Genomic DNA, 23,252 nt, shown 5'->3' on the forward strand with positions numbered 1-23,252 from the left:
TTTATTCTATCAATCGGGTAAAAGGAAAGGTTACCTTATTACTTCCACCCATCCTTTGTAAACGTCACCTTTTTCGCCCAAGGTTAACACGTAGTAAAACACGCCTTCCTGTTTAGAACCGGTCCATTCGTTTTTGTAATCAGGGGAATGGAATACTTGTTGGCCCCAGCGGTTGTAGACTGTTAATTTATTTTTGACAGAAGCGTTAAGGTTCTGTATTAGAAAGAAATCATTCTGTCCATCGCCGTTCGGGGTAAAGATATTCGGAATCATCACCTGTCTTATAGTTTCCTCCTGACAGGTTGTGTTGCTGATTACAATTTCATCTCTGATGACGCAATCTCCCCGGGTGGCATCTACCCAATAGGTGCCCGGCAAAGAAACAACCAGAGATATTCCAGTAGAGCCATCTGACCATTTAAGGGCAGTGCCTTTTAGAATTTCGGGTTGAAGAGTAAGCGTATTCCCTGTGCAGAGCGTAGTGTCGTTGCCCAGGTAAGGAGTTACACTTTGAGTGTAGTTTATGAACTTGTCAATGGTGTATTCTTCTCCTTTATAATACACGTTCAATGAAACCTGGTTTACCCCTTCTGTGGAGAATTTATGCACCGGCGATAAAATATTGGGTACAATCTGCTGGTCATATTTCCAATGAAAACGATCATAGGGAAAGTTCAGGATGGGGGAGAAAGTGAACGTGTTGGATTTGCAGTCAAACGTGTAGGTAAAATCAGGCTGAGGGCAGGCGGAAATCTTTATTTCACCGTAATATTTGTTTCCCAGTCTATCTGTAGCAATGAGGCTGTAATTGCCTGGTTGGGTCACCCTTAAAGTAGGCTCTGTTGAGCCATTGCTCCATAAATAGCTTTCAAAACCCATGGCTGGCACCAAGCCTATCTGATTCGTTTTGATACAGAAGTCCTCGCCTAAATTGATGGAGAGCCCGAGGTAAGAGACTTTCACTTCTTCCTTTGTTAGTTCCCGGTTATAGATCTTTACATCATCTATCTTGCCGTGGAAAAAAAGACTGCCGGTGTTCCCTTGTCTATGTGACCCCACAATGGTTTGCGGTACCCCCGTATCTGATTTTGGATACCCGGTCCGCTCTCTGCTTTTCAATTTAACCCCATCCAGGTAGAAGTGGGTAGAATCTTCGTTCACGGTAATGGTGAAGAAATGCCAGGTGTTAACCACAACATTAGCGGTGTCTCTTGAACTGGTGATATGGGTGGCTAATTTAGGAAGGCCGGCAATTTTTTTAATTTCCACCGCCGTGATGCCATAGTTTAAATCTGGGTTATCAGAGGCGTAGATAACCCTGGAGCTTGCATCTATGGTGTGGGCGTTAAACCAGAAACTGATGGTCTTGGGTATAAGGTCAAAACTGCTCCCCAACACAATATTGTCATCAAGGCCATCAAAATAATAGGCGCGGTTGGGGGTGTTGAACCTGTCTGTTGTTAAGGTGGCTCCCCTTATCGTGGCCTGGTGATTATTGCCGCTAACGTCTCTTACGTTACCATCAAAGGGAAAGTGAGCAATGAGTTTTTCTACCGAGGTCTGGGAAAAAGATGGGGCAATAAGTACGAAGAGGGCAACACACAACAGGGCAATTCTTTTCATTATAGGGTACAGGAGATAGAATGTTTAATCCTTAGTAAGCTGGGTAGAATTAAGAAATATTATTTTTTTGGAATATAGCTTAATAGAAGGTATTTACAACAGAAGGTAGTGAACTAAATGAATCTTGCCTTAAGTTTGACCAACCCATTAATCAGTTCTGGCGAGACCTTCAGGCCGATGGCTAATCCTCCGTACACCGCTGTGATCAGGATGGAACGCACGGCAATATCCAGAAGCAGGTGAGGAAGTTGGGGAAGAAGCCATGAAGCCAGGTAAGCTGCCCCGGCGATCAGCAGCAGCAGCAGGGAGTCCCACCCAAAGGGCTGCATTTTGAAAAAATAGCCCACAAACGCCACCCGGAAAACATTGATGAAGATGAGGACCAGCATAGAGGCGAAAGCGGCGCCGTTGATGCCGTATTCTGGGATAAGCAGGTAATTGGTGAAGATGACCAGAATGACCATGAGCACGTTCAGAATAAGGTCATAGCGGTACTTGTGCGAGGTCACCAGAATCATGGCATTCAGGCCGGTGGCCAATTCAAAAATACGGGCTATGCCCATGAACAGAATCACGTAGCGGCCGGCGCTGTACTCGGCGGGCATGAAGGCGAAGATATTGTCTACGTTGCACCAGATGCCCAAAAACAGCAGCAAGCCAATGAGCAGGTTCACGCGGGTCATGTTCTTGTAGAGTTGCGCCAGGGCAGCCATGTCCTGCAGTTTGAACAGATCGGCTACCTGCGGACTCAGAATCTTGTTCATGGACCGGTAGGGCACCAGAATAGCGCTGGTGATAAAGTAGCCTGTAGTGTAGAACGCAACATCGGCCAGGCTCCGGTACATCATGATCATGGCTGTATCAGTGAAGGTGACGATGGTGCCGGAGATGTTCCCCAGGAACGCATACAAGCCGTACTGCACCACTTCCTTGATGGGCACGATCTGGAACATGTTCCGGCCGGGCCGCACAAAGAACTGCCGAAGCCACAGTAGGTACACAATGCAAATCAAAGCCGTGCTGGAATTGGCCGCTATGAACAGAATCACAAACCACTGAAAGTCTATCCATCCCCAGAAATAGAGCGCCGCGCAGGCCATGGTGAAAATGCGTACCAGGAAATCCTGCAGGAAAGTCTGCACAATGGTTTTGTAGAGCGACCGCAGGTACGCATCCAAGAGCAGGAACAGCAGCGTGAAAAAGCTGAGCGGGATAATGTAGTAATAGTACTCCACCGCCAACGGCGAGGTAACCCTGTACACCTCAAAGACCGCCGGCTTCAGGAGCAGGAACAAAACCGTCACCACCGCGAAACCCAGCATGGGAATGGCCAGCATCAGGAACAGGAAACCGTTGTGCTGTTTGTCTCGGTCGCGGAAGTAGGGGAAAAAGCGGGCACTGGTATTGGTGAACCCTAGGGCGGCAAACTGCGCGAACATGGGTGATACGCTTAGCAGAAATCGGGTAAGCCCCACTTTGTCCGGATCACCCAGGAAATAGGGGAGAACTAAAACTGTATTCAGGTAGCCCACCACCATGCCCACAGTGGAGATGATGGTATTCAGATAACCCTGCTTTCGGATGACATCCATGGAGTGCGTGCGGCGTTTTGGGGCTGCTTTTCTAAAACAAGGCCATTTACAGCCTCGGCCTGCGGGCAAAAATAACAGCTTCTGCCGTGGCTTTCGCTATATGCCCCAAAATGAGTGAAGCTGAGTTGTAGGCTTAGAATTGCACCACCTCACCCATGGTTAGAAAACTTGTCTGCCGGTGCTGCAGAAACTGGGTAATTTCATGAAAGATCTGCCGTCCGCCTGGCATGCCGTAGTCACTGAAATTTTCATTGTGCCACAGCAGCGTGAAAACGCCATGGAACCGGATTATTTCCTCCAACATAGGCGTTATGGCGGGCAACACTTTCATCGGGGAAAGCTGCAGATAATTGGGGTGGTTTAGGGTCACATCCATCAAATTCAGGGGAACTTCCCAGGTCTTCGACATACGTCGGGCCTTGAAATCATATAGCCTAAAAGGATGGCAGTAGCTGTTCCTGAATCCATAATGCTCTGGAAAGCCCAAGCTGCTGTCATAGCTGAAGCCAAGTTCTTCCAGAATAGCCGGTGATTTCACAAGATCAAATCGGAGGTAATGAAAGCGGTTTCCTTGCACGGGTAAGGGAAGCTTCTTCAGTTCTGCTTGAAGTTGCCGAGGCTTGATCCCAGTGCCGTGACTTCCGTGAACGCAGATCTCGTGTTCTTGCTCAGCTAGCCTTTTTATCTCTTTTTGGATTTTCGGAGCGGAAACGTCATAATCAGCGTTGGGGTGTCCCTCAAAAGGAGCAGCTTCCGGGAGGAAGAAAAAGGTGCCTTTGGCATTTAGTTTCTGCAGTTCCTCTTCTACCTGAGGCAGGTTAAACCAGGCATCTTCTCCGGTGAATTTCTGCTGGGCCAGCTTCAAAAAGGTACCCAAGTTCCCTTTTTGCAGGGCGGGTTTGCCGGCTACTTTCCAGGCGCTCTGCAGGTAATCCACGTCATGGGTGAGGCAGGTAGCAAAGGGTTTTCCGTTCCATAGTTTAGGCAAAACCGTTTGCCCGTAGGCTAGTTCAACTGCTTCGCTGAGAATTTCAAGATAGTAGTTCACCAAGGGTTTGGTAATACACCGATGCCGGTTTTGCAACGAAGCTCGGTATGGGAACCGGCCAAACCGGTCACGGTCTTTCCCGAAATATTCCTGCCAGCCGCTTAACAGGTAAAAGGCCGAGGCCACCAAATCATACTGGACAATCACCTGTCCCTGCTCATTTTGGGTAAACCAGGGCTGGTCAGTAGACTCATCAAAGAAGAGGGGGATTTTGGTGCCTTGTCCTTCTTTCCAGACTACCTGCACGGGTTGGGGCTGTTCTTGCTCAAAAAAGGTGCTTGAAGTAGCCGTTATTTGCACCCTGCTTTTACCGTCCAAGCCGTAGCTTACCTCCAGGGGAGAAGGCAGGTGGTACAGCCGCTGGAAATGGAAAAGGACGTATTCAAAGAAGTTATACACGGTTTAAAACGCGGCCTTTTCAGGTTTAAGTATGGTTTTGAGGGCAGTTTCGGCAAAACAGCCCCTAAACGGCTCTATTTCTGGTGAATTAGTTTTGCCAGTTGCTCAGTAAGGGAACGGCGCGAATACTGAGTGTAGTTGATGAAAGGCAGATCAAGGTTGTGGTTCACCTTCCAGGTTTTACTCAGCTGCATGAGGTAATCTACCATCAGCTCATACCCCGAATAATGGAACACCCGTCCGGCCCCGCACTCGTCAAGAATCTTGTCCACGTCTCCGTGGATGGGCCCGATGCAGATGATGGGTTTATTGGAGGCTAAGTACTCAAACAGCTTGCCGGTCAGAATCCCGAAGTTGTTGGGCACATCCGGGATGGCCATGAACAGGACAGTGCTGGCCATGAGGTACTTAATAGATACTTCGTGCGGCACGTAGTCAATGTACTCGGTGATCAAGGGCAACCCGGCTTCCTCAATCTGGTGCTTGATCTCAGCGGATACTTTCCCTACAAACCGTAGGCGGTAGCGCATGAGCGGGTTTTTGGTCATGACTTCACACACCGCCTGGAAGAAGCCAATCACATTGTAGGCTTCGGTAAGCGTGCCGGTGTAGGTAATGATAAACTCTTCTTTAGAAGGAATGGAGGAGTGCACAAAGTCGGCTTCATCGTACCCGTTCGGGATCACGTGGATCTTCTTGGGGTCAATGGTGGTGGACTTGTTCAGGAACAGGCGCTTCATGTCCTCAGAGACCACAACTACAGCATCGGCTTGTTCCAGGACCTCACGCTCGTATCTGGCATCCAGTTTCTGGGCCAGGGCAGTATGGTTCAGGTCCTGGTAATAATAGATGTCAGTCCAAGGGTCGCGCATATCGGCAATCCAGCGGAGGCTGGCAAACTGCTTCTTCAACTTCAACCCGATGAGCTGGGTGGAGTGCGGCGGGCTGGAGGTGACAATCGCTTTCACCTGTTGTTCTTGGATGGCCTTCTTAGCGGCGGCAAAAGCAAACCTGTTCCAGCCCACCCGCGGGTCTGGGATAAACAGGTTGCCGCGCAGGAACTTGAACAGCTTTTGTTTCCAGCTTTCCTGGCCGGTGTTGGCAAAGCCTCCGAACGGGATGTCTTTCTTGCCGGTCAGTTTCTTATAAAACTCAAACGGCTCGCGGGTAGAAGTCCTGATCACGCGTACCTCCGCCGGGACCTCGGCCAGCAGCGTTTGGTCCAGCACGGGGTAGGAGGCCTGCTTTTCATCAACGGTGACTACGGTGGGCTTCACCCCGAACTCGGGCAGGTGCTTCACAAATTTAAGGCAACGCTGCACGCCGGCGCCCCCGGAGGGTGGCCAGTAATACGTGATCAATAAGGCTGATTGAGGAGTTTGAGTGCCAGCGGATTTCAAAAGCTTTCTGTCTTCAGGTATTACAGGATAAGAAGCGAACGGAAACCGTATCTGGGATGTTTAACAGAAAACAGCACAAAAACAGATTTGCGGTTCAGCAACTGTATAGTTAAGTCCGAATATACGTACCTCTAGGTAAAAGATGGTGAACTTCGGCAAATTCTGCTTATTTTTGTCTTTGTCATACATTGAATTTTACATAACTCAGTCATATACCACACATGTTTGAGAACTTAAGTACCAAGCTGGACCGTGCCTTCAAGACCTTGAAAGGCCAAGGCAGCATCACCGAGATCAATGTTGCCCAGACCATCAAAGAAGTGCGCCGCGCCCTGGTAGATGCCGACGTGAACTACAAGGTGGCCAAGACCGTGACCGACAAGATCAAGGACGAAGCCATGGGCCGTGACGTTCTGATTGCGGTTTCCCCGGGCCAGTTGATGGTGAAAATTGTGCACGAGGAACTCACCGAGTTGATGGGTGGCGAGAAGAAAGACATCAACATCAACGGTTCCCCGGCTATTGTTCTGATTGCCGGTCTGCAAGGATCGGGTAAAACCACCTTCACCGGTAAACTGGCCAATTTCCTGAAAAGACAAGGAAAAGGCGTGATGGTGGCTGCCTGCGACGTGTACCGTCCGGCCGCGATAGACCAGCTGAACGTGCTAGCCGACCAAGTGGGAGTAGAGTTCTACGCCGAGCGTGAATCCAAAGACCCGGTTTCCATTGCCCGCAACGCGGTAGAGCACGCCAAGAGAACCGGTAAGAAAGTAGTCATCATTGACACCGCTGGTCGTTTGGCCGTGGATGAGGCGATGATGCAAGAGATCTACAACATCAAGGAGGCCATCAAGCCAACCGAGACCTTGTTCGTGGTGGATTCCATGACCGGTCAGGATGCCGTGAACACCGCCAAAACCTTCAACGAGCGCATCAACTTTGACGGCGTGGTGTTGACCAAACTGGACGGTGACTCAAGAGGTGGAGCCGCCCTTTCCATCAGAGCCGTAGTAGAGAAACCAATCAAGTTCATCTCTACCGGTGAGAAAATGGAAGCTTTGGACCTGTTCTATCCAGACCGGATGGCCCAGCGTATTTTGGGGATGGGTGATGTAATCTCCCTGGTGGAGCGTGCGCAGCAAACCTTTGACGAGGAAGAAGCCAAGCGTATCAACAAGAACATCCGCAAAAACCAGTTCAACTTTGACGACTTTTTGTCGCAGTTGGAGCAAATCAAGCGAATGGGTGATATCAAAGACCTAGTGGGTATGATCCCAGGCGTTAGCAAAATGCTGAAAGACGTGGAAATTGACGAGAGTGCCTTCAAGCCAATTGAGGCTATCATCAAGTCCATGACCAAGGAAGAGCGGCAGAACCCAGATATGATCAGCGGCAGCCGCCGTAACCGTATCGCCAAAGGTTCAGGAACTACCATTCAGCAGGTGAACAACCTCATGAAGCAGTTCAATGATATGCGTAAGATGATGCGCAGCATGAACAAGATGGCCGGCACTAAAGGCGGACTTGCCAAGTTAGGCAGCATGATGGGACGCCGTTAATCGTCGCTCCTTTACATCAATAAGGTTTTAGAGAAAGGCTCGTACCACCCCGGTGCGAGCCTTTCTGTTTTTAAGCTATCTTTCGGAAAATAGCCCCAAAAAGCATAAGGAGATTTTGTCTTCAAGGAGGCTTAAGTAATCTTCGGGGTCTTACCCATACTACATCTATCCTATGAAAGCAGATTTGTCCAGGTTCAATTCTAGTACTATGTGGCTCAAAGCTGCTGTTCCTCTTATGTTGGGTTGTAGTCTATTGGTATCGGTGATGTCCTGTACTCCTGGGGCAAACTCCTCTACTCACGCTGGACAAACTGAGAAAGTAGGGAAGGGAAAAGGAGCCTACGCTACCAAGCAATACCGGAATCTCTTTAAAGAAAACGAGCATGCAGAGGAAGAAATCCAACGGAAGCTACAAGCTGGTTATCAGCAGTTATTTCAGGGAGACTCTGCCACGCAGGCCATCTATTTTGGTGCGGGTAAGAACGAGAAAGGACCACTAGCTTACATCTATGACGTGTACAACAAAGACGTGCGCAGTGAAGGCATGTCTTACGGGATGATGATAGCCGTGCAAATGGACAAGAAAGCCGAGTTTGATGCCCTCTGGAACTATGCCATGACGCACATGTATATGGATCAGCCGGGGCACCCCTCCGAAGGGTATTTTGCCTGGTCGGTGAAGCCTGATGGCACGCGCAATTCAGAAGGACCGGCTCCGGATGGGGAAGAGTACTTTGTGACCGCCCTGTATTTTGCCTCCGGCCGATGGGGTAATGGCCAAGGCATTTACAACTATAAGGAGTGGGCCCATAAGATCCTGACCACCATGCGGCACCATCCTGAGACTTCTGGTACCACCAAGTTCGGGCCGCAGACCTCTGGTCCCATGGTGAATGAGCAGCACAAGATGATTCTCTTCGTACCTACAAACCAAGGCCGCAAGTTCACCGATCCATCGTACCATTTACCCGCATTCTATGAACTGTGGGCGCTGTGGGGACCAGATCAGGACCGGGGTTTCTGGAAAGCCGCCGCTGATACCAGCCGGGCCTTCTTCCATAAAACCACGCACCCGGTGACCGGCTTAGCCCCTGATTACGCGCAATTTGACGGCAAGCAGGTGACTACGCCCTTCAACCCCAATTCGCATCACTTTGCCTATGACTCCTGGCGTACGGCCATGAACTGGAGCGTCGATTGGGCCTGGTGGCAGAAAGACCCCAGAGAGCAGGAACTCAGCAACAGAATACATGCCTTCTTCGCTTCTGAGGGACTCACCAGCTATGGACACATCTACACGCTTGACGGGAAAAAAGTAAGTCCCGGCCCATCTGCGGGGTTGGTGTCTACCAACGCTACTGTAAGTTTGGCTGCCACGCATCCTATGGCCAAAGAGTTTGTCGAGGCGCTTTGGAACTTACCGGTTCCTCATACCGTGGGCGACCGTTATTACGGAGGCTTGCTTTATATGATGAGTTTGCTCCATTGCAGCGGACAGTTCAGGATCTATGAACCCAAGTAGGCTTTATGATTCAGACCTGAATTTTAGAAACCAGACCTAAAACGTTAGTGCTGGTGCTCGGGCGCTTCGTACTTGTTGGTGATCTGAAGTTGCCGCACGTCTCCTTGTTCCCAGGCATTAGCTCCTTCCACTACCTTGGGCATGGGTATGTCTTCGCGCTGTTTGCGTTTCTCCATCATAGACACTCCAAAACGTTTGTCTCGGTCAGCTACTAATTCTTGTTTTAATTGCCCGTCTTTGGTGAAACCCATCATGACCATGGGACTGCCGTAGGGAAGTTCCAAGTCACGGTCGGTGTGCCAGGTGTGGATGATCTTGCCGTAGGTGCTCACCAGTTTTTCCATTAACTCGTGTTCTGCTACATCAGGGATGCCCGGCGCAATCAGTTCCCCTGATTTTACCTCATAGTGGTGGCTGTGCCAGAGTTTGCGCTCTTCTAACGGCAAGGTTTTGAAGAGCCGTTCCGAGATGATGTATTCCACGCCCATCAGCTTGGCATTGGGCCCGTTTCCGTCATACATCACGGCTTGGTGCAGGTCTTCGTTCAGTTGGGTAACGTAGTGATGCGCCTCCATCTGGCCTTGAATGTTGCCGTTGTAGAAGTGGAAGCCGTTGAGGTAGGCATCTATTTTGGACAGCGGCGTCTTCTTTTGCAGGACATCGGCACCGGCTTCCAGTACCTTCGTTTTGGTAGTTTTCTCTCCCCCGGGGGCTTTTACATAAGAATCAGTGTTGTTTCCGCCGCAGGAGGTGAAAAGCATAAAGGCGAATAGGAGTGGGTATGTAAGTTTCATAGGCCGTCTTTTTAGGTCGTCCTATTCTTACGGCAATTACGTGGTAGGGTAGGAGTGCAAAGCTATCTCTAACTGGTTGGCACTAAAAAGCCTCTTCTTAGGAAGAGGCTTAAAGATATCTGCAAGGTTAGGGGCTAGTTTTCAGAAAGAACCTTACAAACACCATTAGTAATCGGTTCTTCCTTCGTGCTGCTCCCAGGCCTTAAAGCCTTCTAAGGCTTCTTCTCGCAGGAGCTGTTCCATGGAGAGCGAGCGGGAATGCAGGGGCAACTCCAGTTCTTCATAGATAAAGGCATCGTCAAAACCTACGGAGGCGGCGTCTGCTTTGGTGTTGCCATAATACACTTTATCAGGGCGAGCCCAGTAAATAGCACCCAGGCACATGGGGCAGGGCTCACAGCTGGTGTAGAGTTCGCAACCGGTAAGTTGGAAGGTGCCTAAAGTCTGGCAAGCCTTCCGGATGGCGTCAACCTCGGCGTGGGCGGTGGGGTCATTACTGGACGTGACGTTGTTAAAACCACGCGCGATGATTTCTCCGTCCTTCACTACCACGGCCCCAAACGGACCGCCTTTGCCTTCTCTCATTTTTTCGATGGACAGCCGGATGGCTTCGCGCATGAAGTTTTCTTTAGACGAGGTGGTATCAGCCATGGGGTGTAGCGAGTTTGTGGTTAACGTAAATACGCGGTTTTTCCGCAAAAGGGCTGCAAAGATAAGAAAGGCACGCTAAGAAAGAAGCCGTTTCATTTGCCGGCGGTGGTGCTCGGTGTGTTCTACCATGAAGCGCAGGGTCTGGGGCAGGGTGATCATCCCCGATCTGGGGTGAAAGAAAACTTCTTTGTTTAACTGCTGGTCTGGGAATGCGGAAATAAGTGCCCGAAGCCGCTCACGGGTTTCCTGCCATTGCCTGATTACCTCTTTCACCACCACTTGCTCAGGTACTTCGCTTACGGCAGCCGGGGCCTTGAATTTTAGAGGAAGCCGCAAGAAAAGGTTCAGCAGGAAAGACCTTACCCAGGTGCCCAATCGGCGGGGCCGCAAGGGTTTGCCACTGTTTAACCTCTTTTCAAGGCCTTGCACCACCTGTTGGTCTACTCTGGCCAAGTGGTACAGCACCTGAGCCGCCGACCATTGGTCTTCTGCGGGTTTTTGGTGCTGGGTGGGTTCAGGGGCACTTTCCACCCAACGGCTGAATTCCTCCCGCTGCTTTTCAAGTAGTTCAAAGGTGGCTGCTAGTTGCGTATTAATGACCATTGGCTTACGAGTGTAAGTAGTTTAGGGGCAATTTCCTGTATATTTACCCTAAACCAGAAGATGCATCAAACCAATTTCGCCTGAAGGTTCTTCAGTTCCACTTTCAACTGCCGGATAGACCGGTTCACCAATGAAACCAATTGCTCGGCTAAGGCTGGTAAAGCCTCGGTATTGGTGCGGTTCAAGGCAGATTGTTCAATGGTGTTGTTCAGGTCTTCCAGTTGCCGGATACCCACCAAGGCTATGGAAGGCTTTATCTTGTGCGCCAGGGTTCTGGTCTCGGGCCAATTGGAATTTGAAACCGCGTTGGCCAGGTCCTGTACCAGGCGCGGGGTCTGGTCAATGAACAGCTGCAGTATGTCGCGCATGAACTCTTGGTTACCATTGGCGAAGTTCTGCAGGTAAGTCAAGTCAATCTGAACTTCCTCCGTCTCAGAAGTAGATTCCTCTGAAATAGTATCCGATCTTTTGGCCTGAAGAAAACCCGTGATCTGATCCAATAAATCCTCGGCCCTAAACGGTTTGGAAATAAAGGAATTGGCGCCTGCGGCCAGGCACTTCTGGGTTTCTCCTTGCGAGGCGTGGGCCGTTAGAGCAATTATAGGGATATCTTTGTGCGCCCGCATCTCTTCCCTGATGTGGTGCATGGCCTCGTACCCATCCATCTCGGGCATTTGCATGTCCATGAGAATGAGGTCGAAGGATTGCTCCTGAAGCACCTCTAACGCCTCGCGCCCGTTGTTCACGATGGTGAGGTTTACTTCCTGGTCTTGAAGCACCTTCTTCACCAACATCTGGTTCACAGAGTTGTCTTCGGCCAGCAGGATTCTGGCGTGCCGTAGCACCGGATTGCTTAGGTTTGCCGGTGAATTTGTTTTAAACGGTTGCTCAAGGTTTTCCTCTACTTTCTGGAAAGGCAGCACAAAACGGAACGTACTGCCGCGGCCCATTTCGCTTTCCACAAAGATCTGCCCGCCCTGCGCTTCAATGAGTTCTTTGGCAATGGACAAGCCCAGACCAGTACCGCCAAACTTACGGGTAGTGTCATTGCTGCCCTGGGTGAACTTCTCAAAAATGGTTTCCAGTTTCTCCTGCGGAATACCAATGCCGGTGTCTTTAACCGAAAACTCTAGCTGTAGTTGGTTTCCTTCCTGGGCAATAACCTCCACATTCAGGCGGACCGAGCCGTTCTCAGTGAACTTGAGGGCGTTGCCCAGCAGGTTGTTTAGAATCTGGCTTAACCGGAACGGATCGCCTTCCACTATCTCCGGAATCTCGTGGTCAAACAGGAGTTTTAAAGAGTTGTGCCGCTCTTTCGCCCTGATTTCCAAGATGTCCAACAACTGTTTGATGGTTTGCTTTAAGTTAAATGGAATAACCTCAAAGGTGATCTTGCCGGCTTCAATCTTGGAGAAATCAAGCAAGTCATTGATGATAACCATGAGGTTGTTGGCCGAAGCGTGGATGCCCTGCAGGTACTCTTTCTGGTGTTCGTTTAAAGGGGTTTTTGCCAAAACCTCGCTTAAACCCAGAATTCCGTTCATGGGAGTTCTGATCTCGTGGCTCATGTTGGCCAGGAACTGCTCTTTCACCTGGGCCATGCTCAAGGCTTCGTCCTTCGCCTGCTTAAGCTGCTCCTCAATCATGATCCGCTCGGTGATGTCATAGCAAACCCCAATGATTCCGCTGACGGTGCCGTTAGGCTGCTTCATGGGCAGGAACAGACAGTCAAACCAAACGCCCCGAATATTGACCGTGCACTTGGCCTGGTTTCCTTTGAGTGTCCGCTTCACACACGTGATGATGGGAGGGTAATCGGCGTAGATGTCAAAAAGGGAACTGCCCACCGATTGGGCTTCTTCTCTTCCGATGAGCGAAAGGCCTTTTCCGCGCGCCATGGTGAAGATCCCGTTTTGGTCTGCGGCCCACAGAATGATAGGAGCCCCGTTAATCACGGTTTCCAGTTGCTTCTGGGTGCCTATCAGCTGTTCCTGGGTCTGGAGCCGTTCCTGCTCTATCTTGTGCAACCGAATGGCCGACCGGATGCTTTTGGAAATACCTTCCGGGGTAAGCAGGGTTTTGGGCAGGTAATCAGAAGCCCCAGTTTTGATAGCCTCTACGGCAATGCGCTCATCGCCTTGTGAGGTGACAATCAGGACCGGGGTGGTGATGCCGTTTTCCCGTATTTTCTGCAACAACTCCAGCCCGTTTATATCGGGGAGCATGAAGTCGATGAAGATAAAGTCAAATGTTTCCTGGGCCAACAGACCCAGTGCCTCTGAACCCAGGGTGGAGTTCTTGATGGATGCCTCCAATTGCGCCGTCCGCAAAGACCGCTTAATAATCATGCGATCCACCTCATCGTCATCAACAATCAGAAGCTTTACGGCGGGCTCCATGAGAGGGAAATCGTTAGTTGGGTAATTCAATGAGATTCCAGAAAGAGTTAAGGGTGGCAATTGCCTCTAAAAACGAGTTGTATTGGAAAGGCTTTACAATGTAGCCGGCCACATTCAAGTCATACGCCTCCAACACATTTTTCTCTGAGCTTTGCCCCGTCATGACAAAAACGCTGCAGGCTTTCAGTTTGGGGTCTTTCCTGAGTTCTTTCAGGAATTCCAGACCTCCCATCTCTGGCAGGTTCAGGTCCAGTAAAATGATTTTTGGGGTTGGGTTTAGTGCCGGCATGCCCCTTCCTTGCAGCATATCCAGCGCCACTTTTCCATTGATCGCAACATGGATAGGGCTTTCTATGCCTTGGGCCTGAAAAGCGCGTTTAGTGGAGGCTACATCCTGCGGATCATCCTCCACTAGCAGAATATGGGCGTGTGTAGTTTTCAAAACGTTTTAGAAATAAGGGTAAGCAGAGGGGGCTTTAAAAATACACAATTTCTTGCACTCTGCTTAGGGACGTTCACATAATTTCCAATATCTGTTTAGTGTAGCAACAGAGGTTAGGAACTTCTCAAACGATAAAGGCTTGAGAATGTAGCCTGCTACGTTGAGGTTGTAGGCGTTAATTTTATCACTGTCTTCGTTGGAGGTGGTCATCACAAAGACACTGATGCGGGTTAGGGAAGGGTCTTTCCGGATTTCCTGCAAGAATTCAATGCCGTTCATTTTGGGCATGTTAATGTCCAGGATAATAATGGGAGGCATGGGTATGGACCCCGACCGGAGCATTTCAAGGGCTTCTAAGCCGTTATGGGCAATGTGGAGCGGATTGGTGATGTTGTTCTTTTTAAATGCCCGCTGCACATTCATGATATCTACCTCGTCATCTTCAACCAGTAGAATGTTTACTTCTTTCTCTTCCATGTTGTCTTTTTAGTGGGAGAACCAGGCGCCCGTTAAGAGGACAGAGGTTGCTCCTTTGATAGTCTTCAATAAATTGCTGTTGCCAATTAGCCTGCTTAAACGGCTTTGGGCCAGGTAAAGATAAATTCTGATCCTTGCCCCAGCACCGATTGCACCCAAATGGTACCGCCTACAAACCGGACAATCTTGCGGGCAAGGGCAAGACCCACGCCAAGACCTTCATGGTGGTCTTTGGCTTGCACCGAGTAAAACATCTTGAATACTTTTCCCTGCGCATCCTCTGAAATCCCGATGCCGTTGTCTTTCACCTTAAACTGATACACCTCCTCCTGTTCTTCCGTTTCCACCCAGATTTCACGGGTTTCCTGGTCATTAAAGGTTGCGGCGTTTTGGAGTAAATGGTAGAACACCTGTTCCAGTTTTTTGGCATATGTTCTGAACGTAGGAAGGGAAGAAGCATGAAGCACCATTGGGTGCTTTTGCCCCACCTGGGCTGCTACTTGCTCTACTAGTTCTTTTAGGTTTATCTCCCGCACTTCCAGGTCATACCGTGGTACCCTGGAGAAGTCTAAGAGCCCGGTGATCATGCGTTCCATCCGTTCGGCCCGGTTCTGCAGCAATTGGAGGTTGTTCCGGACATCAGGGGTTAGGCTATCGGCTAAGTCTTCCCCAATCCAGGCAGAGAGGTTGTTGATGGCCCGCAAAGGGGCTTTCAGGTCATGGGACACGATGTAAGCGAATTCCTCGTATTCCTTTCTGAGTTCATCCAGTTGCTGTTCACAGGTAGGTTTCGCGGGCGTCATGAGTCTATGGGGTTTGAAGTGGGGGTATTAATCGGGGCTTTTGGCCAGGTGAACAGGAAAGAGGTTCCTTTTCCTTTCTCTGATTCTATCCAGATCTGGCCGCCCTTTTCTTCTACAATCTTCTTCACAATAGAAAGCCCTACGCCGGTACTTTCCTTTACATCACGGGCCTCCATGGTCTGGAAGATGCCGAAAACTTTGGTCTGGTATTCTTTAGGGATGCCGGGTCCATCGTCTTTCACCTCAAACTGGTAAAAGTCGGGTAGCTCTTTGGCCCTGATTTCTATGCTGCCGTTCTGGGTGTGATGGTACTTGATGGCGTTACTGAGCAGGTTTGACAGAACCTGGTAGAATAGGGTGCGCTCTCCGGTTAAAGTAGGGAGGGGCGTCAGCGTCCGGATGCTAAAGGTAGCCGGGGGAGCCAGGTTGTCTAGCGTTTCTTTTAGAACCTCTTTCACAGAGAAATTGGTAGAAGGCAAGGTTTGTCTTCCTACCCTGGAGTAGGCCAGAATCCCGTTAATCAAGTTTTCCATTCGGTGCACCCGGCCGCGCAGGATGGATAGGTTCTTGATAATGTCTGGGTCATCTGTCTGCAAGTCTTCCGCAATCCACTCGGCCAGGTTGTTGATGGCCCTGAGGGGAGCTTTCAGGTCATGGGAAACCACATAGGCAAATTGGTCCAGCTCATTGTTCATCTTGGTGAGGTGGTTGAAACTGGTTTGCAGTTTGCCCGCCATCTGGTTCAGTGACTGCGTAAGGCTGCTGATCTCATCGTTCCGTTTGTCTACCAGAGAAACACTGTAATCTCCTTGGGCAATGCTGTTGGCCAGGTCATTCATGCGCCGGAAACGCTTTTTGATGGTACTTCCCAAAATAAAGGCCATAAACCCACCCGCCAGAATAGCTAAAAGCGTTAAGCCAACGGCAATCTCGTTTGTCCGCAGGAGCGAAGTGTTCATTTCCTCCACTCTGGTTTCTTTTATCTGTTCTTCCTCTTTTTTAATCAGTTCAAAGCGTTGGCGGGCCTTGTCCATGATGCGTTTACCGGTGCCTTGCTGGGCGGTGGAGTTAAAGAGAGAATCATAATGTGCTTTATGGGCAGGGCTGGTTTTTTCCTGTTCCTTGCTTTTTAGCAACGGAACGGCAAAGGTGGTGAGCCAGGATTGGGCATCTGCCTTGATTTGGTGAACCAACCGGTTCTGCTCGGGGTACTCCTCGGTAAGGGAATCCAGGTGGGAGATGCTGGCGGCAAATTTTTCCTGTCCTTCATAGTAGGGTTCTAGGAAAGGTTGTTGCCCCGTCAGCAGGTAACCCCGCAGACCGGTTTCCATATCCAGAATCAGTTTCTGGGCTCGTTCGCCCTCCCTGATGACGCTGGAGGTGTACAGTACATCCTCTATGCTCTTTTTTACCTTCCGGGTTTGCTGTAAATAGCCCAAGGTTACAATACAGAACATGGCCAGGATGACGCCAATAACTGTATAGATGGTCGTGATTAATTTCATAGGTTTTCCTCTCCAGAAGGAGGACTGGGGTGTCTGCACTTCCTTTGCGAGACGCAAATGCGGTGATTTCCTAAATATAAGAGGGTTCCGGTTACGGTCAGTCTTAAAATTACTATTAGATCTTGAATTGGCCATTAGAAGCCGCCAAAAAACAAAGACGGACTTAAAATTCTTAAAATCATATTGCTAACCCGCCTGTTTTCGATGAGTGGCGATTAATGCACGTTGTAATCTAATTCTGAGAATTTTTTGAATAAAGGTTTTAACCCGGGAGGGTACCTCTGCCTGCCCCATATTGCGTACTTTTGGGTTTTACGAAAGACCTCATGTTGAAAGAAAAACCAGATCCCATGGGTGGGGCCATCCAAGCTTTTTGGGAAGGAAACAAAGACGCCACTATCATGGTGTACTCAGACCAGATGGAAGCCGATGAACTGCCCGCCGCTTACCTTTTCCGCTCCTTTTCAGAGATGCCCGAGCGTGAGCAGTTTGCCTTGCAGGAAGCGCGGGGCCGCGTGCTGGACATCGGGGCGGGGGCTGGTTCACATGCCTTGGCCATTCAGGAGAAAGGATTAAAGGTAACTGCCTTGGAAATATCGGAAAGAGCTGCCCAGGTTCAGAAAGCCCGGGGCGTGGAAAACATTCTGGTGGGGGATTTCTTTACCCTGGATCCTAAGCCCCATGATACGCTTCTGCTGCTCATGAACGGCGTAGGCTTGGCGGGTACCCTGGAGAACCTGCCTGTTTTCCTGGCTACCTGTAAAAATTGGTTGGCGCCCGGCGGACAAATCCTGCTTGAGTCCTCAGACATTCTCTACCTCTACGAAGAGGAAGACGGGTCTGTGCTGTTGGACCTGAATGGCGCCTATTACGGAGAACTAACTTACATGATGGAGTTTGGCGAAGAGAGGACTGATCCCTTCCCCTGGCTTTTCATTGATTTCGATCTCCTGCAGCAGTACGCAGAGGAAGCGGGCTTCCATGCCGAATTGCTTTTACAGGAAGAGGATGACCATTACATCGCCCGGCTTACGTTAACCTAACCTTAGGTAAAACACCAAGGCCCCGTTTACCCGCCCTTTATAATAAAACAGCGGATAAACGGGGCCTTGGTGTTATCTTTTACTTTCTATCTTACCTCTATTGAGTCAAGCAGGTAAGAATTGTCAGCTTGCCAGAAACGGAACCGGTGGATGCCCGGGGCGGTAGGCCTGTACCTAAAGGAGAATGTTACCAGTTTAGAGATATCGGCGCAGACGGCTTCTTGGTCTTCTGCGGGGTAGGCAGCGTAAATGGTAATGTCGGTCCTTAAGCCTGATTTAACGGAATCTACCCGGGAGAAACGTCCGCAGCCGTTATCAGGGCGGTAAAGTACTCTAAGGTTAAGCGTGGTGTCTACTTTCACCGGAACCCGGGGGAAACCAGCCGTTTCCTCGGCCGGAACGGGTAACACCACCTCCTGTAACTCAGATGTTTCGTTACAAGAAGCCAAGCTAACCAAGCACACAAAGGCAGCGGCGATAGAGGCTTTTAAATAATTTTGGATCATCCTGTTTAAGGGCTCTTTTAAGAAAACAAGCGTGAAATGCCTGTAAAAGCAAGAGCCGACCATTGCTATAAAGGTCGGCTCCTGTGGTTTATTGTAGGCAGACTACGCTTTTGCGTAAGTTACGTCTTTCACGGCTTGGATAATACGCTTCACGTTTGGCAAAGAAGCCTCAATCAAGGTAGGGGCGTACGGCAACGGAACGTCACGGGCGGTCACGCGCTTCACCGGGGCATCCAGGTAATCAAAAGCGTTGTGCTGCACGTGGAAAGCGATCTCAGAGGAAATGGAGGCCAATGGCCATGCTTCTTCTACCACCACCAAGCGGTTGGTACGCTTCACAGATTCAATAATGGCTTTATAGTCAATAGGACGTACTGAGCGCAGGTCAATTACCTCAGCGTCTACGCCCTCTTTGGCTAACTCTTCAGCGGCCTGAAGCGCTAGTTTCACCATCTTACCGAAAGACACGATGGTCACGTCTTTGCCTTGGCGCTTGGTGTCGGCAACTCCAATCGGGATCAGGTATTCTTCTTCTGGCACTTCGCCTTTGTCTCCGTACATAAGCTCAGACTCCATGAAGATCACCGGGTCGTTGTCACGGATGGCCGACTTCAACAGACCTTTGGCATCATAAGGGTTAGAAGGAACTACCACTTTCAAACCTGGGGTGTTGGCATACCAATTCTCAAAGTTCTGAGAGTGCTGGGAAGACAACATGCCGGCGTTACCGGTTGGTCCTCTGAACACCATTGGGGCAGAGTATTGCCCGCCAGACATAGACATAATTTTAGCGGCGGAGTTAATCACCTGGTCAATGGCTACCAATGAGAAGTTGAACGTCATGAACTCAATGATAGGCCGAAGACCGTTCATGGCGGCACCTACTCCAATACCGGCAAAGCCCAGCTCGGCAATAGGCGTGTCAATCACGCGCTCTGGCCCAAACTCGTCCAGCATGCCCTGGCTCACTTTGTAAGCACCATTGTACTCGGCAACTTCCTCGCCCATCAGGAACACCTTTGGGTCGCGGCGCATTTCTTCGCTCATTGCCTCACGCAATGCCTCTCTGAATTGTATGGTTCGCATAGTAAGATTTTTCTTCGTCTATCTAAGGGGTAAAATTAAGACATGCGGCACAAATAAAAAAACGCATCTGCCTTAAGGGAAAATCAATGAATTTGGTTTCTGTTTTGGGTTCGGTTTTCAGGAAGAGGGCGGTAAACGAGGCTCTACTGTTTCAAGGCCTTGGCAAAAGCTGCCCCTTTCTGGTATTGTTTGAATTCAAGGTCGTCAATGGCCTTGCCCGCCAGAGTTGGTTTAATTTTAACCGCTTGCTGCAGGTGTTGGGCCATGAGGTTTTCTTTCTGACTTCGGGCGGCAATCACGGCCATCAGGTAATGGGAGTTGGCATCCTGCGGATATTCAGCCAGTAGCTTCTGGGCCAACTCTGCAGCTCCTTCGTAGTTTTCCTTTAAGAAATAAAGGAGCGTCAAGTTAAATTGGGCGGCATACCCTTTACCGGCAAAGGAGAGGCTGCGCACGGCATCATCGTACTGGCCTACGCTTAACTCCAGGGCTGCTTTGTCCGAGAAAACCTGCTGCAGGATGGGCAACGAGCCTCCTTGCCTGATGGCGTAATCATAGCTTTGCAGGGCCTCCAAGACGTCGCCATGCTGGTGGTGGGCTACAGCCAAATTATAAAACTGCTGCGCCTCTGGCTTGCGGTGGGCCGCGTACCGAAGGTTTAGGATAGCGCTTTCCAGTAATTTCTGCTTCACCTTCGGTCTAAGTTCCTTTTGGGCCTGTTCAAAATACACCATGCCCAGGTTATTCAAAGACTGCCAGTTCATGTACGTTTCCACGGCAGATTCATAGATGCGCTTTTTCTCAGCCAGCAGAGGAGTGAGGTTAGCCGCATACTGCATTTCCTCAGCAGTAAGAGCATCGGCGTTGGCCCGGTTCTCTACAATCTTTTTGGCCAGCAGGTAAATCTCGTAGTCGCGTCTGAGGTTAGGCTGGTAGTCAATGGTGACTTCGGCGTAACGCAACACCGGGTACACGTACATTTCCAGGTAATCATAGGAGGGAAGGGACTGCAGTTGGGTTTCCTTCTCATCATAAGAACCCGGACCGTTCACCACGTCTAGGATCTGCTGTTTTTGCTCCTGCGGAAGGGCTGAGTTCTGTACCCGGGCAATGAAGGCATCCCAGTTTTTCTGGAGGGTACGCGTGTCAAAATCAATGGCTGCCACGGTGTTGTTGTAGACCTCGGTTTCAATCTTCTGCTTAATGAACCGTTCCACCGCCACTGCTCTCCTGGTAGCCAGGTTACGGGTGGTGGTTTCCATCTGGTCCGGGGAATGCATGGCCAGAATCTCTATTTTTTGGGTTTTCTGGTTTGATTTGATGAAATCCTCCAGTAACTGCAGGTTGGTGCCGTACCCGTGACGCAATGTGGCCAGTCCCTGGTCAAAGTAAATAGGGAAACGCAAAGGACCCGGAGCCTCATTTTTGAAGTTTTCCTCAACATAGGCCGGGGCATGCATGGTCTGGATCAGTTGCGGCGTGGTAATAATGCCTTGCGCCAGCACCTTGCTCTTGGTGTACTTCCTACGTCCTTTAGGATCTGTGACTACTCCCTGGGCCATTAGCTGCCCTCTTATCTTGGAAGGAGTGTAGGGAAATGAAAAGGAGCTTCCCATGGTGGGTTTGCCTTCCACAAAATTGTAGTTTCCGAAATCAAAGCCCAAAGAACCTACATGCTCTTCCACGCCTTTTTCTGCCTTGTAATACACCCTGATGCCGTAGCGGTACTTGTCCCGAAGCAGATTTTTAGGCAACTGGGCTTGTACTTCTACGGGTACCTGGTTTCCGCGTACCATCAAGGTCTCTGGTTGGGCGGTAATGGTTTGGCCTTTCTCGGCCTTTTTAGCCATTTTAGAAAGGGTACAGCCAGAAAGAAGGGAGAGGGCAAGCAGGAAACCAGAAGCGGAAAGGGAGCGGGGAGGCAATAAAGGCATATCTTAACAACAACAACAAACGTATAGAAACGTTACCAGACTCAAATGGAGCCTTTTCAATGGGAAAGTTACGGTAGAAATTGTATATTTATTTATCTTAGGTCTTTAACTTTTCAAACCATGAAAAATATTCAGTATTTCCTGGAAAGCCAAGCCTTTGGGGTCTGCACCAAAGTAGGGGAAAAGTTAGGTTTCGCGACCAGCAGCATTCGTTTGTACTTTATCTACCTTTCTTTCCTAACGTTCGGGTCACCTGTGTTGGTGTACTTGATCATGGCTTTCTGGCTTAATGTGCGCAAACACCTACGCCGGGAGCGGAGCACCGTTTGGGATGTCTAAAGAGGAGAACTTCTTTTTCCCTTTCACAAAATACTGCCAAACCACACTTTGTTGACTCCAGCCCGTTAACTGGGACGTGGGCTTCTTGATTTTGATCTCTTCCCTTCTGGTGTCTAAATAAGGCTTCAAGGCAAAGAATTGACGGTGGGCTTTCCAAATGGCTTGCACCTCTTTTAATTCGCCTTTCAGGAAAAACTGCGTGGCAGCTACTCCGTCTAAAACTAAGCGGGTGTACAAAATTTTATTTAACTCCTGATCGGCCAAATTTTTATAAAGAAGGGCAGCCCCGTTCCTGAAGTTGAGCAAGGTTTTCTTGGGGTTGGCTTTGGGCAAGGTGCCACCACCCACGTGGTACACGGTGCTGTGTCCTTGATAATAAATGTGGTAGCCCAGGTTCTGCAACCGCCAACACAAGTCAATTTCTTCCATGTGGGCGAAGAATTCCTTTTCCAGTCCACCGACTTCCCAGTAAGCGTTTGCCTTGATAAAGAGGCAGGCCCCGGTGGCCCAGAATACCGGAACCACATCATCGTACTGGCCTTGGTCTTCTTCTAGGGTGTCAAATACCCTGCCCCGGCAGAAAGGATACCCGTGGGCATCTAAGAAACCTCCGGCCGCTCCTGCATGTTCAAAATGGGTGCGTTGGTGAAAGGATTTAATTTTAGGTTGGCAAGCGGCGATTTTGGGGTTGTTTTCCAATAACTCTACCAAAGGGTTTAGCCAATTGGAAGTCACCTCCACGTCTGAGTTAAGGAGCACGTAATAGGTGGCTTCCACCTGCCGCAGAGCCTGGTTGTACCCTTCGCAAAATCCATAGTTTTCAGACAAGCAGATGGTTCTTACCTGCGGATACTGCTGCTGAAGAAAGGGAAGGGAGTCATCGGTGGAGGCGTTGTCAGCCACCACTACATCGGCCCCGGTACTGTATTGCAGGACCGAAGGTAAAAACTGCTCTAACCAACGGCGGCCGTTCCAGTTGAGGATGACCACCGCCACTGTAGGGGAATTATAAGCCAAAGTTGCTCAGATCTAAACCAGGGATGTTGGGAAGCATGCCTTCGGTATTCTTTTTAATTTCCTCTTTGGCGCGTTCTCCGGCTTCGTCCAAGGCTTTGTTCACGGCAGCCACCACCAGGTCTGCTAGCATTTCTTTGTCATTGGGGTTCATGAGCGATTCGTCAAACTCCACTTTCAGTAACCGGCGGTCACCGCTGGCGGTTGCTTTCACCATGCCGGCTCCGGCCTCGGCAGATACCTGTATGTGCTTGAGATTATCCTGGGCCTCTTTCATTTTGGCCTGCATCTCCTTCACCTTATTCATCATCCCGAACATGTCAAACATAACTTTCTCTTTTTATAGTTTATCAGCTTAACGGGGAAACAACGGCAGAAGATACCAGGCTGCTGTTGTTTCCGGGTCCAAAAGTAAAGGATTTACTTTAATGTTGTTGCCTGGTCCTGTACCCACCGGCAAGCTGCTGAAATTGGAAGGAAACAGAGTCCCTGCTTTGGTGGTGTTTTCCGGAA

The 23,252-nt window shown here is 49.8% G+C and carries 21 protein-coding genes; 4 read left to right on the forward strand and 17 right to left on the reverse strand.

Features of this window, described 5'->3' with window-relative positions; all coding sequences use genetic code 11:
* Nucleotides 1–30 precede the first annotated feature (30 nt).
* The 4 genes from ACW9SV_RS10510 to ACW9SV_RS10525 all read right to left on the reverse strand — a co-directional run bounded on the left by ACW9SV_RS10510 (nt 31) and on the right by ACW9SV_RS10525 (nt 6,062).
* Entirely contained in the window at nt 31–1,623 is a 1,593-nt protein-coding gene (locus tag ACW9SV_RS10510; RefSeq protein ID WP_479556717.1) for a T9SS type B sorting domain-containing protein, read from the reverse strand.
* A gap of 113 nt (nt 1,624–1,736) precedes the next feature.
* Nucleotides 1,737–3,215 carry an oligosaccharide flippase family protein gene (locus tag ACW9SV_RS10515; RefSeq protein WP_479556718.1) on the reverse strand — a complete coding sequence of 493 codons (1,479 nt, stop codon included), beginning with the start codon at nt 3,213–3,215 and terminating at the stop codon, nt 1,737–1,739.
* A gap of 133 nt (nt 3,216–3,348) precedes the next feature.
* Nucleotides 3,349–4,662, reverse strand: coding sequence for a polysaccharide deacetylase family protein (locus ACW9SV_RS10520; protein WP_479556719.1), 1,314 nt, complete (start codon nt 4,660–4,662; stop codon nt 3,349–3,351).
* 74 nt (nt 4,663–4,736) lie between these two features.
* Nucleotides 4,737–6,062, reverse strand: coding sequence for a glycosyltransferase family 4 protein (locus ACW9SV_RS10525; protein ID WP_479556720.1), 1,326 nt, complete (start codon nt 6,060–6,062; stop codon nt 4,737–4,739).
* A gap of 221 nt (nt 6,063–6,283) precedes the next feature.
* Between ACW9SV_RS10525 and ffh the strand changes: the two genes are divergently transcribed.
* Both ffh and ACW9SV_RS10535 read left to right on the forward strand, forming a co-directional pair.
* On the forward strand, nt 6,284–7,621 hold the full coding sequence (gene ffh, locus ACW9SV_RS10530; RefSeq protein ID WP_479556721.1) for a signal recognition particle protein: 1,338 nt from the start codon (nt 6,284–6,286) through the stop codon (nt 7,619–7,621).
* 172 nt (nt 7,622–7,793) lie between these two features.
* The gene (locus ACW9SV_RS10535) at nt 7,794–9,143 is read left to right on the forward strand and encodes a family 8 glycosyl hydrolase (RefSeq protein ID WP_479556722.1); all 1,350 of its coding nucleotides are present in this window, start codon (nt 7,794–7,796) and stop codon (nt 9,141–9,143) included.
* Between the two features lie 44 nt (nt 9,144–9,187).
* On the opposite strand, the gene ACW9SV_RS10540 is transcribed toward ACW9SV_RS10535, so the two are convergent.
* The 8 genes from ACW9SV_RS10540 to ACW9SV_RS10575 form a co-directional block, all read right to left on the reverse strand.
* The gene (locus ACW9SV_RS10540; protein ID WP_479556723.1) at nt 9,188–9,937 is read right to left on the reverse strand and encodes an OBAP family protein; all 750 of its coding nucleotides are present in this window, start codon (nt 9,935–9,937) and stop codon (nt 9,188–9,190) included.
* A 165-nt stretch (nt 9,938–10,102) separates the two neighbouring features.
* Complete coding sequence (locus ACW9SV_RS10545; RefSeq protein WP_479556724.1) at nt 10,103–10,588, reverse strand: nucleoside deaminase; 486 nt, start codon at nt 10,586–10,588, stop codon at nt 10,103–10,105.
* A gap of 75 nt (nt 10,589–10,663) precedes the next feature.
* The gene (locus ACW9SV_RS10550; protein WP_479556725.1) at nt 10,664–11,191 is read right to left on the reverse strand and encodes a DinB family protein; all 528 of its coding nucleotides are present in this window, start codon (nt 11,189–11,191) and stop codon (nt 10,664–10,666) included.
* A gap of 65 nt (nt 11,192–11,256) precedes the next feature.
* Nucleotides 11,257–13,590: a hybrid sensor histidine kinase/response regulator gene (locus tag ACW9SV_RS10555; RefSeq protein WP_479556726.1), complete on the reverse strand. Its 2,334-nt coding sequence runs from the start codon at nt 13,588–13,590 to the stop codon at nt 11,257–11,259.
* A 13-nt stretch (nt 13,591–13,603) separates the two neighbouring features.
* Complete coding sequence (locus ACW9SV_RS10560) at nt 13,604–14,032, reverse strand: response regulator (RefSeq protein ID WP_479556727.1); 429 nt, start codon at nt 14,030–14,032, stop codon at nt 13,604–13,606.
* 63 nt (nt 14,033–14,095) lie between these two features.
* On the reverse strand, nt 14,096–14,509 hold the full coding sequence (locus tag ACW9SV_RS10565) for a response regulator (protein ID WP_479556728.1): 414 nt from the start codon (nt 14,507–14,509) through the stop codon (nt 14,096–14,098).
* A 95-nt stretch (nt 14,510–14,604) separates the two neighbouring features.
* Entirely contained in the window at nt 14,605–15,312 is a 708-nt protein-coding gene (locus ACW9SV_RS10570) for a sensor histidine kinase (protein WP_479556729.1), read from the reverse strand.
* The gene (locus ACW9SV_RS10575; RefSeq protein WP_479556730.1) at nt 15,309–16,817 is read right to left on the reverse strand and encodes an ATP-binding protein; all 1,509 of its coding nucleotides are present in this window, start codon (nt 16,815–16,817) and stop codon (nt 15,309–15,311) included. The genes ACW9SV_RS10570 and ACW9SV_RS10575 overlap by 4 nt, the downstream gene beginning before the upstream one ends.
* Before the next feature lie 326 nt (nt 16,818–17,143).
* Here ACW9SV_RS10575 and ACW9SV_RS10580 point away from each other — a divergent pair, with 326 nt between their 5' ends.
* Complete coding sequence (locus ACW9SV_RS10580; protein ID WP_479556731.1) at nt 17,144–17,860, forward strand: class I SAM-dependent methyltransferase; 717 nt, start codon at nt 17,144–17,146, stop codon at nt 17,858–17,860.
* A gap of 86 nt (nt 17,861–17,946) precedes the next feature.
* Here the strand turns inward: ACW9SV_RS10580 and ACW9SV_RS10585 are convergent, their stop codons facing one another.
* The 3 genes from ACW9SV_RS10585 to ACW9SV_RS10595 all read right to left on the reverse strand — a co-directional run bounded on the left by ACW9SV_RS10585 (nt 17,947) and on the right by ACW9SV_RS10595 (nt 21,386).
* Nucleotides 17,947–18,366 carry a hypothetical protein gene (locus ACW9SV_RS10585; protein ID WP_479556732.1) on the reverse strand — a complete coding sequence of 140 codons (420 nt, stop codon included), beginning with the start codon at nt 18,364–18,366 and terminating at the stop codon, nt 17,947–17,949.
* 102 nt (nt 18,367–18,468) lie between these two features.
* Nucleotides 18,469–19,452, reverse strand: a complete 984-nt coding sequence (locus ACW9SV_RS10590) for a pyruvate dehydrogenase complex E1 component subunit beta (RefSeq protein WP_479556733.1) — start codon at nt 19,450–19,452, stop codon at nt 18,469–18,471.
* 143 nt (nt 19,453–19,595) lie between these two features.
* Complete coding sequence (locus ACW9SV_RS10595) at nt 19,596–21,386, reverse strand: tetratricopeptide repeat protein (protein ID WP_479556734.1); 1,791 nt, start codon at nt 21,384–21,386, stop codon at nt 19,596–19,598.
* Nucleotides 21,387–21,506: 120 nt separating this feature from the next.
* Between ACW9SV_RS10595 and ACW9SV_RS10600 the strand changes: the two genes are divergently transcribed.
* Nucleotides 21,507–21,725 carry a PspC domain-containing protein gene (locus tag ACW9SV_RS10600; protein ID WP_210464525.1) on the forward strand — a complete coding sequence of 73 codons (219 nt, stop codon included), beginning with the start codon at nt 21,507–21,509 and terminating at the stop codon, nt 21,723–21,725.
* Here ACW9SV_RS10600 and ACW9SV_RS10605 read toward each other — a convergent pair.
* A complete protein-coding gene (locus ACW9SV_RS10605) occupies nt 21,690–22,742 on the reverse strand; it encodes a glycosyltransferase family 2 protein (protein WP_479556735.1) in 1,053 nt (350 codons plus the stop codon). The genes ACW9SV_RS10600 and ACW9SV_RS10605 overlap by 36 nt on opposite strands.
* A complete protein-coding gene (locus ACW9SV_RS10610; protein WP_479556736.1) occupies nt 22,732–23,067 on the reverse strand; it encodes a YbaB/EbfC family nucleoid-associated protein in 336 nt (111 codons plus the stop codon). Before ACW9SV_RS10610 ends, ACW9SV_RS10605 begins: the two co-directional genes overlap by 11 nt.
* Nucleotides 23,068–23,252: the final 185 nt, after the last annotated feature.

Source organism: Rufibacter sp. JT20002 (assembly GCF_056491185.1).

What these genes read in the sequence shown, in the direction of transcription:
- ACW9SV_RS10510 (WP_479556717.1), bottom strand. Translation starts at nt 1,623, where the DNA reads ATGAAAAGAATTGCCCTGTTGTGTGTTGCCCTCTTCGTACTTATTGCC.
- ACW9SV_RS10515 (WP_479556718.1), bottom strand. Translation starts at nt 3,215, where the DNA reads ATGGATGTCATCCGAAAGCAGGGTTATCTGAATACCATCATCTCCACT.
- ffh (WP_479556721.1), top strand. Translation starts at nt 6,284, where the DNA reads ATGTTTGAGAACTTAAGTACCAAGCTGGACCGTGCCTTCAAGACCTTG.
- ACW9SV_RS10535 (WP_479556722.1), top strand. Translation starts at nt 7,794, where the DNA reads ATGAAAGCAGATTTGTCCAGGTTCAATTCTAGTACTATGTGGCTCAAA.
- ACW9SV_RS10540 (WP_479556723.1), bottom strand. Translation starts at nt 9,937, where the DNA reads ATGAAACTTACATACCCACTCCTATTCGCCTTTATGCTTTTCACCTCC.
- ACW9SV_RS10545 (WP_479556724.1), bottom strand. Translation starts at nt 10,588, where the DNA reads ATGGCTGATACCACCTCGTCTAAAGAAAACTTCATGCGCGAAGCCATC.
- ACW9SV_RS10550 (WP_479556725.1), bottom strand. Translation starts at nt 11,191, where the DNA reads ATGGTCATTAATACGCAACTAGCAGCCACCTTTGAACTACTTGAAAAG.
- ACW9SV_RS10555 (WP_479556726.1), bottom strand. Translation starts at nt 13,590, where the DNA reads ATGGAGCCCGCCGTAAAGCTTCTGATTGTTGATGACGATGAGGTGGAT.
- ACW9SV_RS10565 (WP_479556728.1), bottom strand. Translation starts at nt 14,509, where the DNA reads ATGGAAGAGAAAGAAGTAAACATTCTACTGGTTGAAGATGACGAGGTA.
- ACW9SV_RS10570 (WP_479556729.1), bottom strand. Translation starts at nt 15,312, where the DNA reads ATGACGCCCGCGAAACCTACCTGTGAACAGCAACTGGATGAACTCAGA.
- ACW9SV_RS10575 (WP_479556730.1), bottom strand. Translation starts at nt 16,817, where the DNA reads ATGAAATTAATCACGACCATCTATACAGTTATTGGCGTCATCCTGGCC.
- ACW9SV_RS10580 (WP_479556731.1), top strand. Translation starts at nt 17,144, where the DNA reads ATGTTGAAAGAAAAACCAGATCCCATGGGTGGGGCCATCCAAGCTTTT.
- ACW9SV_RS10585 (WP_479556732.1), bottom strand. Translation starts at nt 18,366, where the DNA reads ATGATCCAAAATTATTTAAAAGCCTCTATCGCCGCTGCCTTTGTGTGC.
- ACW9SV_RS10590 (WP_479556733.1), bottom strand. Translation starts at nt 19,452, where the DNA reads ATGCGAACCATACAATTCAGAGAGGCATTGCGTGAGGCAATGAGCGAA.
- ACW9SV_RS10595 (WP_479556734.1), bottom strand. Translation starts at nt 21,386, where the DNA reads ATGCCTTTATTGCCTCCCCGCTCCCTTTCCGCTTCTGGTTTCCTGCTT.
- ACW9SV_RS10600 (WP_210464525.1), top strand. Translation starts at nt 21,507, where the DNA reads ATGAAAAATATTCAGTATTTCCTGGAAAGCCAAGCCTTTGGGGTCTGC.
- ACW9SV_RS10610 (WP_479556736.1), bottom strand. Translation starts at nt 23,067, where the DNA reads ATGTTTGACATGTTCGGGATGATGAATAAGGTGAAGGAGATGCAGGCC.